Origin of the sequence: Nonomuraea sp. NPDC005650 (genome assembly GCF_040605375.1) — a bacterium.
Lineage (GTDB): Bacteria > Actinomycetota > Actinomycetes > Streptosporangiales > Streptosporangiaceae > Nonomuraea.
Window position 1 is genome coordinate 41,032 of the sequence record NZ_JBEXCR010000021.1, and the last position, 11,644, is coordinate 52,675.

Annotated in this window: 11 protein-coding genes; 10 read left to right on the plus strand and 1 reads right to left on the minus strand. The window is 71.3% G+C overall.

The genetic code is table 11. The features are described from left to right. Nucleotides 1–36: 36 nt before the first annotated feature. Nucleotides 37–669 carry a DUF4142 domain-containing protein gene (locus tag ABZS69_RS33315; protein ID WP_355379319.1) on the plus strand — a complete coding sequence of 211 codons (633 nt, stop codon included), beginning with the start codon at nt 37–39 and terminating at the stop codon, nt 667–669. On the opposite strand, the gene ABZS69_RS33320 is transcribed toward ABZS69_RS33315, so the two are convergent. Next, nucleotides 657–2,339: an exo-alpha-sialidase gene (locus ABZS69_RS33320; protein WP_355379320.1), complete on the minus strand. Its 1,683-nt coding sequence runs from the start codon at nt 2,337–2,339 to the stop codon at nt 657–659. The genes ABZS69_RS33315 and ABZS69_RS33320 overlap by 13 nt on opposite strands. 264 nt (nt 2,340–2,603) lie before the next feature. Here ABZS69_RS33320 and ABZS69_RS33325 point away from each other — a divergent pair, with 264 nt between their 5' ends. The 9 genes from ABZS69_RS33325 (at nt 2,604) to ABZS69_RS33365 (ending at nt 11,604) form a co-directional block, all read left to right on the plus strand. Further along, a complete protein-coding gene (locus ABZS69_RS33325; protein ID WP_355379321.1) occupies nt 2,604–3,500 on the plus strand; it encodes a hypothetical protein in 897 nt (298 codons plus the stop codon). 69 nt (nt 3,501–3,569) lie between these two features. Further along, the gene (locus ABZS69_RS33330) at nt 3,570–3,818 is read left to right on the plus strand and encodes a hypothetical protein (protein WP_355379323.1); all 249 of its coding nucleotides are present in this window, start codon (nt 3,570–3,572) and stop codon (nt 3,816–3,818) included. 17 nt (nt 3,819–3,835) lie between these two features. Next, entirely contained in the window at nt 3,836–5,236 is a 1,401-nt protein-coding gene (locus ABZS69_RS33335) for an FAD-binding oxidoreductase (protein ID WP_355379324.1), read from the plus strand. 92 nt (nt 5,237–5,328) lie between these two features. Next, the gene (locus tag ABZS69_RS33340) at nt 5,329–6,897 is read left to right on the plus strand and encodes an MFS transporter (RefSeq protein ID WP_355379325.1); all 1,569 of its coding nucleotides are present in this window, start codon (nt 5,329–5,331) and stop codon (nt 6,895–6,897) included. A gap of 26 nt (nt 6,898–6,923) precedes the next feature. After that, a complete protein-coding gene (locus tag ABZS69_RS33345; protein ID WP_355379326.1) occupies nt 6,924–8,051 on the plus strand; it encodes an FAD-dependent monooxygenase in 1,128 nt (375 codons plus the stop codon). Nucleotides 8,052–8,278: 227 nt separating this feature from the next. Continuing rightward, nucleotides 8,279–9,307, plus strand: coding sequence for an acyl-CoA desaturase (locus ABZS69_RS33350; protein ID WP_355379327.1), 1,029 nt, complete (start codon nt 8,279–8,281; stop codon nt 9,305–9,307). Nucleotides 9,308–9,341: 34 nt separating this feature from the next. Next, nucleotides 9,342–9,824, plus strand: coding sequence for a cation:proton antiporter regulatory subunit (locus ABZS69_RS33355; RefSeq protein ID WP_355379328.1), 483 nt, complete (start codon nt 9,342–9,344; stop codon nt 9,822–9,824). 8 nt (nt 9,825–9,832) lie between these two features. Next, a complete protein-coding gene (locus ABZS69_RS33360; RefSeq protein WP_355379329.1) occupies nt 9,833–10,993 on the plus strand; it encodes a cation:proton antiporter in 1,161 nt (386 codons plus the stop codon). A 17-nt stretch (nt 10,994–11,010) separates the two neighbouring features. Further along, nucleotides 11,011–11,604: a pentapeptide repeat-containing protein gene (locus ABZS69_RS33365; RefSeq protein WP_355379330.1), complete on the plus strand. Its 594-nt coding sequence runs from the start codon at nt 11,011–11,013 to the stop codon at nt 11,602–11,604. Nucleotides 11,605–11,644: the final 40 nt, after the last annotated feature.

Below are 11,644 nucleotides of genomic sequence, written 5' to 3' on the forward strand. Positions count from 1 at the left end.
TAGTTGATTCGTATCACTATGTCATAGGAAATGCTCATGCGCACTCTGCTGCTGGCCGCCGTGACCCTGGTCGCCCTCGGGGGTTGTGCCGACGTGTCGACGGACACCGCGGGCCTGGCATCGCGTACCGACACGCAGCCGTCCGAGCAGGACAAGGCCTGGATACGGGGCATCCACGAGAGCAACCTGGCCGAGGTCCAGGCGGGGCAGCTCGCGGCGGGCAAGGGCGGCTCGGCGCGGATCAGGGCGATCGGCAAGATGTTCGTCGTGGACCACACCAAGCTCGACACGAAGGTGACCGGCGCGGCCACGCGGCTGCACATCCAGCTGCCCATGTCCCCGAGCGCCGACCAGCGCGCCATGCTGGCCGAGCTGCGGGACTCGCAGCCCGACCACTTCGACCAGGACTTCACGGCCGCCATGATCAACGCGCACCAGGACGCCCTGGCGGCCACGAAGTACGAGATCTCCCACGGGACCTCGCCGACGGTGGTGGCGCTGGCCAAGGTGGCGGAGCCGTCGCTGGTGGCGCACCTGACCGCGCTGCGGCAGCCCGGGGGCGGCCCGGCCACACCCACCGAATCGTCCATCGGGACGCCCACGGAAACGACGCCGGAGGCGACGCCGGGGACGACGACTCCCGGGCCGCCCACGCCTCACGGCGAGTAGAGCTCGACCTCGTTGAGCATGCTGCACGTCCGCCCGAGCTCCGGCCCGCAGCCGGAGGTCGGCTCCGTGACGATCTTGATGTGCCGGCCCGTGCGGTCGATCTCCTCGTACCGCATCGCGTAGTCCGTCCGGTCCTTGATCGTGACGACGGGCTCGCCCCAGGAGCGGCCGTCCTTGGAGACGTACACGCGCGCTCCGGCCGGGTGGCCCGGGCGCAGGCTGAGGCCGATCCTGGTCAGCGCGTACTGCCGGTCCAGGTGCAGCACGTACCGGCCGCGGCCCTTGGCGACGGCGCTCGACCAGTAGCCGGTGCTGCCGTCGAAGGCCGCGCCCGGGCGGCTCCTGGGCCGGCCGGCCCAGCGCATGGTGGTCTCGACGCTCAGCCGGCCGCTCCGGCGCATCTCGGCCAGGTCGAGCAGGCCCGGCCCGGGCGGGTCGATCGTGAACAGCTGCCGCTTGATCGCGTACCAGCCGTGGTTCTCGAAGCGGCCGTGCGCCGGGCAGGCGGTCTCGTCCAGCAGGCCGTCGGGGCGCACGCCGGGCAGCTTGCAGTTGTCGACCACCTGGATCAGCCGGTGCGGGCCGAGGGCCGCGATCCCGGTGTAGCCGGAGGAGCCGTGCACGGGCCAGATGCCGTCGCGGTTGTGGTACGTCACCCGCGGCTCCAGCCACTCCTCGCCGAGCCCGTCGGGGGAGACGGCCATCCAGTTGTCCGGGCGCCCGGCGCTGAGCACGAGGACGCCGCCCGGGGTCAGCAGCAGCCGTGGCGCCACGCCGCGGACCACGCAGTCCTGGCCCGCGAAGCGCAGCGGGCGCACCGGCGACCAGGTGTACCCGCCGTCGGTGGAGCGGCTCTGGTGCAGCGTGGAGAAGCGGGCGCCGTCGCGGCGCAGCACCGCCAGCAGGCTGCCGTCCATCGTCTGCGCGATGCTCGCCTCGTTGTAGACGAGCCCGTCAGAGGGACTCCCGATCACGCCGCGCCGCTCGAACGTGCGGCCGCCGTCCCGGCTGGCGTACAGGTCGGCCTGGTACGTCCCCGTCTCCCGGTACTCGGCGTACGCCGAGAACAGGATCGTGCCGTCGGCGAGCTGCACCGGCAGCCCGTGCGTGGCCCCGCCGGGCATCAGGTCGCCGGGCGTGCTCAGCGTCGCCTCCGAGCGGACCCAGCTCTCCCCGTCATCCAGCGACGACGTGGTGAGCACGCCCAGCGTGGCGGAATGCGGGCCGGTGTTCTGCAGGTAGTACTCGGTGGCGAAGTACCGGCCGTCGAGCAGCTGGATGGGGGCCTCGCGGAGCGGCGTCAGGTTCGCCGGGCCGAACGTCTGCCCGCCGTCGTCGGAGACCGCGGCCGAGTTGGTGAGGGTGACGATCCGGTCCACGTTCGCGGTGAAGGTGGTGATCACCTTCTGCCGGGGCGCCCCGCCGGGGCCCACGGTGTCGAGGACCGAGACGTTCGGGAAGCCCGCGAACTCGAGCCGCTCGGACTCCGCCGGCTCCCGGTCTATGGGGGGCGGATTGGGATGAATCCAACCTAGTGAGGAAGCAGTATCTATCAGGTAAGCCTCGCCCGGGATGGACGGCTGGGAGTGATCCGGTAGCTGGCAGTAATCGGCCGCTGCCTGCGGCGGGTCCGGCGGAGCGGGCAGTCCCGCGGCCACCGACAAGGCCACGACCACGGATCTTGGCACCCACACCGGCTCGCTCCCCGTCCTGTTTTCCGCATTTGCCGAACCGTACGGACTCTAGATGATCCACGCTCCGTAACACCGTATTCACCTGCGGGAAGTCGCGGGTTCACGGCTGCCGCCGATCGGGCGCCGAGAGATCCATACTGGTTTCGTTAAGTACCAGTTGACAGAAAACCCCTCTCTGACGACGATCGGGACGGCACTATTAAGTGTCAATTTACGTCGTGGGTCGGGAGGTGGCCCCAGATGAGCATCGAGCCGAGGGCGAGAGTGGCCCCAGAGCGAGTGCTGCCAGGCCCGGTGCCCCTGGCGCCGGAGACAGCCGCCCAGCAACGGGTGGTTCAACGGATCTGCGCCAGAGTGGCGCCCGCCGGCATGGACGTCGGCGTCGACGAGGTACCCCCGGGCGGACTGCAGGTGTGGATCGACACTCCGGTGCCGGTGCCCGCGCAGGAGTCCTGGGTGCTCTATCACCGGATGGCGCGCGAGGTCGCGCTCGTCGGCTGGCACTGCGAGGCCGACGCCGACCGCCTGCTGGTCCTGGGGTGGAGCGCGGCCTGCCTGCACAACCGCATTCGCCTGCTCCAGAGCGGGCTGCGCCGGCTGACCGACTTCGAATGGACCGCGCAGCGGGCCGTGCAACTCGAGGGGCGGCGCCCGGACCAGCCCGCCACCGAGGTCGTCGCCGCCGTGCACGCCTCGATCGAGCGGCGGCTGCGCTGGCCCGAGCGGCTGGCCGAGCTCGACGGGTTCGAACGCAGCTCGGGTCTGCCCCACCTGCAGCTGCTTCTCGCCCAGGTCATCGGACTGGAGGCGAAGGTCGCGGCCGCCTGCGCGGAGCATCTCGTCATGGCGCGGGTGCTGGCGCGGGCCGTCTGCGAGCAGTACGCCCGCCATTCCGATCTGTCGCGTGCCCAGCGCGACGTGCTGGCGGAGTCGCGCCGATGGGTGCACGCCAGCTCCATGATCCGAGGCTCGGCCGGCGCCCGGCCGAGCACCGGCGGCACCGCCGGCCGTCCCCACATGGGGCTGGCGGAGCGCCGTATCGCCGCGAGCGTCATCAACCACGGCGTGTCGCGGGCGATCCCCGCGGCCGTCACTCCGGTGGTCGACCACCTCGACCACCCGGAAGGCGCGCGCTGACCCCGATCCGCTCAACGGCGAGCGGTCGCCCGGAAAACCCCATCCGAGTCCGGTAGGAGAGCTCCCGTCATGCGAACCCCCCCGCACTTGCCCGCCAGAACCATCCGTGACACCCGAGACACCGACACCGTCCGGCCCCGCCGGCACCCCTACGGCCTGCACGAGGTTCCCATGCAGGCGGCGCCGCTCGGCAGCCTCGACATCCCCGACACCGACGCCGAGCCCGACGAGTACGTCGAGCAGCGGCTGCTCGGCATCAGGGAGATGTCCAACCAGGCCATCGGCTCCATCGACGACCTGCTCCAGCACACCGCGTGAGCCGAAAGAGGAGAGTCATGCAGGAACTTGAGCGACTGGAGCTGAAGTCGCACGACGTCGGGGGTCACCAACCGCGTTCCGTGGCGGGCGTCGACTCGCCGCGCAGCCTCGACGAGGTTCGCGCACTCGTACGGCAGGCCATGAGGACCGGCCGCCGCCTCTACCCGATCAGCACCGGCAAGAACTGGGGCATGGGCTCGGCCGTGCCGGTCACCGACGACAACCTGGTCGTCGACCTGAGCGGCATGAACCGCATCCGCAGCCTCGACCTGGAGGCCGGCTTCGCGGTGATCGAGCCCGGGGTGACCCAGGCACAGCTCGCCGAGGCGCTGCTCGACACCCCGTGGATGCTGAACGTCACCAACTCCTGCGCCGACACCTCCGTCGTCGGCAACGCCCTGGACCGCGGCGACGGCACCTTCCGCTCCCGGGTGCACGACGTGGCCGGGCTGGAGGCCGTGCTGGCCGACGGCAGCGTGGTCACCACCGGTGGGCTGGACCCGGTGGGGCGCTACCACGGCCGGGTCGCCGGGCCCGACCTGACGCCCGCCTTCGTCCAGCACAACCTGGGCATCGTCACCGCCATGGCCGTCGCCCTCGTGCCGCGTCCGCAGACCGTCGGCCTCGTCTACGGCCGGATCCCGCGCGGCCAGGTCGGCGTCACGCTCGACGCGATGGCCGGCTTCCTGCGCCGCGGCAACCCCGCCGACGGGATGTTGCGCGTGCGCGAGCTGGCGCTCGTTCCGAGCCACGGCGACTGGTTCCTGCCCAGGGGGGTCGACCCGGACCTGTTCACCGTCATGGGGCCGCTGCTCGGCAGCGACGCCGCCGTCGAACTGGCCGAGGACCTGCTGCGCAAGGCGCTCATCGAGGTCGAGGGCGCCGAGGCGCTGCGCGTGGTCGACGCGGCCGCGGTGGGCCCCGACGACCCGCTCTACGCCAGGGCGCTCATGTCCCAGGGCATCCCCACCTGCCTGGGCGTGCGCAACGCCCTCCGCGTCACCTCCTGCGACCAGATCGACGAGGGCCAGACCGGCTTCCTGGCGCTGATGCCGCTGATGCCGACGCACGCCCGCAGGACCGAGCACATCCTGGCCGCCCTCCAGACGGCCGTGGACGCGCACACCACCGCGCTCATGGTCGAGTGGAACCTCGTCAGCCGGCACATGGCCAACGGCGTCATCCAGATCTTCTTCGAACGGGGCGCGCCGGACGCCCCCTACCGCGCCCACCAGCTCCGCAACGACGGCAACTGCCTGCTGCGCGGCCACGGGTGCGCCATCTACCGCTCCGACATCGACCACGCCGCGGCCGACGTGTGGTCGGAGACGAGCACCGCCAGCCTCGGCATGCTGCACCGGCTCAAGACCGCCCTCGACCCGGACGGCCTGCTCTCGCCCGGTCGCTACGGCGCCTGACGGTCCGGCCTCAAGGAACGATCCACCTCCGCCGGTCGCACTGCCGGAGTGTGCCGGTCGGCGGAGACCACTCATAGCTTGGAGGTGACCACGTGCGTTCGTCACCAGCGCGGGGGACGAGCACCATCGACCGTCGTCACGCCGTGATGCTGCGGCTGGTCGGCGCGGGTGTCATGTTGACGGTGATGGCCGACACCACGGCCACCACCCTGGCAGTCGGGGTCCTGCGGTACACACCCGCCGGGGCCGGCATGCCGCTGGGCGACCTGGTCTGGCTGACCAGCGCGGCGTTCATCCCGATCGCGGCGCTGCTGGCCTCCGCGGGCCGCTGGGCGGACCTGTTCGGCCGCCGACGGGTCCTGGCCGTCGGGCTCGTGGTGTTCGTCCTGGGCGGCATCGCCACCGTCCTGGTGGACTCCTGGTCGTACGTCCTGGCGGCACGGGCCGTCCAGGGCGCCGGTGCCGCGGCGATGATCCCGGCCAGCCTCGGGCTGCTGCTCGGAGAGCTGCCGGAGTCGCAGCGGCGCGGCGCGATCGCACTGTGGAGCTCCGCCTCCGGGCTGGGCTGCCTGCTCATGCAGGCGGGCGGCGGCTGGCTGGTCGTCTCCGTCGGCTGGCGGGCCCTGTTCGTTCCCGACGTCGTCATCGGCGTCGCGCTCCTGATCGCCTGCGCCGCGCTTCCGCCGGGTAAGCGCGCCGGGGCCAGGGGCCTGCCGGACGTCCTCGGCGCGTGGCTGCTCGCCGCGGGCATCGCGGTCATCGTGCTGGCCATCTCCAAGGCGATGGCCTGGGGCATGGACGTGGTGTGGCTGGCGCTGGCCGCGCTGGCCCTGCTGGGCGGCGCGCTCGCGCAGGCCAGGCACCACCGCCTGCCCGCGATCGACCTGGCCCTGTGGCGGCGCCCCAGGTTCGTCTGGGGCTGGCTCGCGACCTGGGGCTTCGGCGCTCTGTCGTACGGGCTGCTGACCGTGCAGCCGCTGTACCTGCTCCACCTGGGCTACCCCATGCTCGAGGTGGCCATGTGGCTGACGCCCACGTCGGTGGCGGTCGTCGTGACGAGCTTCCTGGCCGGAAAGATCGTCAAGCGGGTCGGCGCGTACGGGCTGATCTACGCCGGCTCGCTGCTGTGCGGCGGCGCCTGCGTGCTCGTGCTGACGCAGGCCGGGCCCACCGTGTGGGGCCTGATCGCCAGTGTCGTGGTCGGCGTCGGCGTCGGCGCGCTCGCGCCGGGCACCTCCGTCGCCACCACCCTGGCCGCCCGCCCCCACCAGTACGCCTCCGCCGTCGGCGCGGCCACCATGGCCCGCATGGTCGGCGGGGCCGTCGGCGTCGCCGTCGTGTCGGTCGTCATCGACCACCCGTTCATGACCGGCCCCTCCGCGGGGCTGGCGGGCGCGCTGGCGCTGTGCGTGGCCATCTCCGTGCTGATCGGCGCGCTGGCCCTCACCAAGATCACCCGGCTGCGGACCGACCCGGGTGACGTCATGATCAAAGTGCCGCGCCGGATGCTGCTGGAGCTGCGCATGACGCTCGCCACCGTGGCGGCGGAGGCCGACGCGTTGCTGCCTGCCGAGACCCGCACACCCCCCACGGACCACATCCCGCGGCCCCGGGCGGCCGAGCCGGGCCCGCTCGCGGGTTCCCGCGGGAACCCGAACTAGTTCAACCATTCGAAAGGGCTCTCGTCATGGCAACCACATCGTGCGACGTAGCAATCGTCGGCGCCGGGCTCGGCGGCTGCTTCCTCGCCTTACTGCTGGGTCGCCGCGGACAGCGCGTCGTCGTCATCGAGCAGGGACCCTCGGTCCCCAGCGTGGGCGCGGACTTCCTCAAGCCCCCAGGACTCCGGGTGCTGGCCCGGCACGGGCTGGCCGACTTGGTCGGACGCCATGGCCTCAGGCGCGACACCGTCCGCTACTACCACGACGGCGACCCCATCCAGGAGTGCCGCTTCCCGGAGGGAGGCTTCCTCGTCCGCCCCTACCGGGAGCTGGTCGAGCTCATCTACACCAGCTGCGTCATGGAGGGCGTCGACTTCTGGTTCGACGCCAGCATCGACGACATCGCGATCGGCGACGGCCGCGTCGAGGAGCTGACGCTGTCGAACGGGCACCGGCTGCGGGCCGGCGTCGTGATCGGCGCCGACGGCACCAAGTCGGCCGTGCGGCGGGCGCTCGACATCGAGCAGCGCTCGCTGCCGTACGAGCGGCTGCTGATGCGGGTGGCCACCGTCCCGCTGACCGCCAGCATCGCCCAGCTCAACCGGCTCTACTTCAGCTCCGAAGGCTGGTTCGCCTACCTCTATCCGATCAACAGGGACCAGGCCAGGGTGTTCGTCGGCCTGCCCCCTGAGGACGACAAGGAGATCTTCGAGGACGGCATCCCCGCGCTGCTCGACGAGCTGAAGAAGTTCGTCACCGACAGCTCGGACGCCTTCAACGTCCTCCAGCCCGCGACCTGGCAGCGGATCAAGGTCTCGTCGATGCGGGTGGAGGCGTACCACAAGGGCAACGCGGCGCTCCTGGGCTCGGCCGCCTTCGCCTGCCACCCCATGACCGGGATGGGCATGAGCTACACGCTGCACGACGCGGAGCTCCTGGCCGACGTCATCTGCGCGGCCGGCGGCGACGCCGACCTGCTCGAACGGCTGCTGTCCGCCCGCTACGAGCCCCGCAGGGAAGCCCACAGGCAACTGATCGACTACGGGGACGCCCTGGTTGCCACCTTCCCCGACCGGAACGCCTACCTCGCGGCCTTCCGTCCGGAGCTGCACATCTACGGCGACGCGTCGGCCGCGGCCCTGCAACCGATCTGAGCCGGCGTCCCCGCCGCCCGCCATTCCCCACCAGGTGAGGTCGTCCAGTGCCACGCTGAGTGCGATGGACCGGCCCTGTCCCCAGGCGGCGGGGGCGCCCGTCGGGCGCCCCCGATGGTAGGGCGGGCACTACCACGAGAACGGGTGACAGCGGGGGTCCGCCGGACCCCCGTCTCTCGCGATGCTGATGACTGATCACATATCACTCGTCAGCATCGGAGAGAAAAGTGGGGACTGTGGGGACCGCCGCCGTTCAGCGCGGCAGCGACTTCGCAAGGCTGTCACGCCGGATCGCCGAGGCGGGACTGCTGGACAAGCGACCGGGCTACTACGCCGCCAGGATCTCTCTGGTGGGCGGCCTGTTCGCGGGGAGCTGGGCGCTGTTCGCCCTGGTCGGGGACTCCTGGTGGCAGATCCCGGTCGCGGTGCTGCTCGCCGTGGCCTTCGCCCAGGTGACGCTCCTGGCCCACGACCTGGCGCACGGGCAGATCTCCCGGTCGCGGCGCACCAGCAGGATGGCCGGGCTGCTCGTGGGCAACCTGGCCGTCGGGCTCAGCTACGGCTGGTGGATGGACAAGCACACGCGCCACCACGCCAACCCCAACCACGAGGAGCACGATCCCGACGTCGCGCCCGACATCCTGGTCTGGTCGCAGAAGCAGGCCGAGCAAGCGCGCGGCATACCCCGGTTCATCGGGCGCTGGCAGGCGTTCCTGTTCTTCCCGCTGCTCACCCTCGAAGGCGTGAACCTGAAGGTGTCGAGCTTCCGCGCGCTGCGCCGCCCCTCGCTCAAGAGCCGAGGGCTCGAAGGGCTGCTGCTGACCGCGCACGTGCTCCTCTACCTGGGGGCGGTCTTCCTCGTCCTGCCCTTCGGCACGGCGCTGGTGTTCGTGGTCGTGCACCAGGCCTGCTACGGCATCTACCTCGGCTGCACGTTCGCGCCCAACCACAAGGGCATGCCGGTCCTGACCGCCGAGGACGAGCTGGACTTCCTCCGCCGCCAGGTCCTGACCTCCAGGAACGTGCGCGGCGGCCACCTGGTCAACACCGCGCTCGGCGGCCTGAACTACCAGATCGAGCACCATCTGTTCCCCAGCATGCCGACCGCGAACCTGCGCAAGGCGCAGCCCATCGTGCGCGACCACTGCCGGCAACTCGGCATCGACTACGTCGAATGCGGCCTGTTCGCGTCGTGGGGTCAGGCACTGCGGCACTTGCACGAGGCCGGACGACCGCTACGTGTTGGTAGGGTTTAGTCGGAAATAGGCGGATCTGAACGGGTGGGGATAGGTGGAGGTCGAACAGACAGCGCTGCCGGGAATCGGGCTACGACACGACTTCACCACCCGGAAAGGTCAGCGGGTCGGCGTCGTGTCCCACCGCACCGGCCGCCGGGACCTGGTGATCTACGACGCGGACGACCCCGATGCCGTCTGCCACGTGGTCAAGCTCAACGACGAGGAGGCCGACGCCCTGGCCGAGCTCCTCGGCGCGCCTCGCATCGTGCAGCGGCTCAACCAGCTGCACGAGCAGGTCGAGGGCCTGGTCAGCGTGCAGCTCCCCGTCCCCGACGGCTCCCCTTACGCCGGGCGTCCCATGGGCGACGCCCGGGTGCGGACCCGTACCAGCGCCTCCATCGTGGCCGTCGTGCGCAGCGGGCGGGTCTTCGCCAGCCCCGGCCCCGACTTCGTGTTCGCCGCGGGCGACGTCGTGGTCGTCGTGGGCAGCGAGGACACCACCGCCGAGGTGGCCGGCATCCTGTCGGACGGGTAGGGCCGCGGGTGCATCACACCGCGATTCTTTTTCTTGAGTTCGGCGCCATCGTTCTTGCCCTGGGAATCCTGGGCGCCCTCGCGCTGCGCGTGGGCATCTCGCCCATCCCGCTCTACCTGATCGCCGGCCTGGCGTTCGGGACCGGCGGGGTGCTGCCGCTGGCCACCAGCGACGACTTCGTCTCCGTCGGCGCGGAGCTGGGCGTCGTCCTGCTGCTGCTGACGCTCGGCCTGGAGTACAACGCCGACGAACTCGTCACGAGCCTGACCAGCAACGTCCGCGCGGGCATCGTCGACCTGGTGCTGAACGCCGCCCCCGGCGCGATCTGCGCGCTGCTGCTGGGCTGGGGCCCGGTCGCGGCCGTGGCCATGGCGGGCGTGACGTACGCCACCTCCTCCGGCATCACCGCCAAGGTGCTGTCCGACCTGGGGTGGATCGGTAACCGAGAGACGCCGACGGTGCTGTCGCTGCTGGTCTTCGAAGACCTGACGATGGCCGTCTACCTGCCGGTCCTGACGACCATGCTGGCCGGGCTGAGCCTGGCCAGCGGGGCGGTCGCGGTGGGCGTCGCGCTGCTGACCGTGAGCGTGGTGCTGGTCGTGGCGCTCAAGTTCGGGCGCTTGATCGAGTCGTTCGTGGCCAGCCCCAACAACGAGGTGCTGCTGCTCAAGGTGGTCGGGCTCGCCCTGCTCGTGGCCGGGCTCGCCCAGCAGCTGAACGTGTCGGCGGCGGTCGGCGCGTTCCTGGTCGGGATCGCGCTGTCCGGAGAACTCGCCGAGGACGCGCAGGCGCTGCTGGCGCCGCTGCGCGACCTGTTCGCGGCGGTGTTCTTCGTCTTCTTCGGTCTGCAGACCGACCCGGCGAAGATCCTGCCCGTGGCCGGGCTGGCCGCGCTGCTCGCCCTGGTCAGCATGGTCACCAAGCTGCTGACCGGCGCGTACGCGGCCAGGCGGGCGGGCATCGGCAAGGCGGGCCAGGCGCGGGCGGGCATCGCGCTCATCCCGCGCGGCGAGTTCAACATCGTCATCGCGGGCCTGGCGGTGGGCGCGGGCGCCCATCCCGACCTGGGCGCGCTGGCGGCGGCGTACGTCCTCATCCTGGCGGCCTTCGGCCCCCTGGCGGCCAAGCTCGTGCAACCTCTCATCACGTCCATCGCGAAGCGGTCCTGATCCGCTAGTTTGTTCGCATGGCCCAGCCCACCGAGAAGACGATCTGGTCCACCGACTGGGACAGCGAGGAGATCTCCGGCGAGAGCTATCGCCGGGTGCTGTTCCAGGACGTGGACATGACCGAGCTGGTCGACCACGGGTCCTCCTTCGAGGAGTGCCACTTCAGCAACGTGCGCTTCAACGTGTCGGCGCACGACGACGCCCCCTTCCTCAACTGCACGTTCACGCGGTGCTCGTTCTTCGACGCCACGTTCGACGGGTGCAAGCTGACCGGCAGCGTGTTCGACGGGTGCACGTACGGGCTGCTCAAGGTCGAGGGCGGCGACTGGTCCTACGTCGGCCTGGCCGGCGCCGACCTGCGCGGCAGCGTCTTCCGCGGCACCCGGCTGCGGGAGGCCGACCTGTCGGGCGCCCGGCTGGAGGGCGCCGAGCTGCGGCGGGCCGACCTGTCGGGGGCGTCGCTGCGCGGCGCCGACCTGACGCGGTGCGACCTGCGCGGCAGCGACCTGAGCACGCTCGACCCGCTCACCGTCACGCTCAAGAACGCCGTCATCGACCCGTTCCAGGCGACGGTCGTGGCCACCGCCCTGGGGCTGGACGTCCGCGAATAGGCGGTCATCGGGATCGGCTGCGGATCTTCGTCGGGCAGCG

What these genes read in the sequence shown, in the direction of transcription:
- ABZS69_RS33315 (WP_355379319.1), top strand. Translation starts at nt 37, where the DNA reads ATGCGCACTCTGCTGCTGGCCGCCGTGACCCTGGTCGCCCTCGGGGGT.
- ABZS69_RS33325 (WP_355379321.1), top strand. Translation starts at nt 2,604, where the DNA reads ATGAGCATCGAGCCGAGGGCGAGAGTGGCCCCAGAGCGAGTGCTGCCA.
- ABZS69_RS33330 (WP_355379323.1), top strand. Translation starts at nt 3,570, where the DNA reads ATGCGAACCCCCCCGCACTTGCCCGCCAGAACCATCCGTGACACCCGA.
- ABZS69_RS33335 (WP_355379324.1), top strand. Translation starts at nt 3,836, where the DNA reads ATGCAGGAACTTGAGCGACTGGAGCTGAAGTCGCACGACGTCGGGGGT.
- ABZS69_RS33345 (WP_355379326.1), top strand. Translation starts at nt 6,924, where the DNA reads ATGGCAACCACATCGTGCGACGTAGCAATCGTCGGCGCCGGGCTCGGC.
- ABZS69_RS33365 (WP_355379330.1), top strand. Translation starts at nt 11,011, where the DNA reads ATGGCCCAGCCCACCGAGAAGACGATCTGGTCCACCGACTGGGACAGC.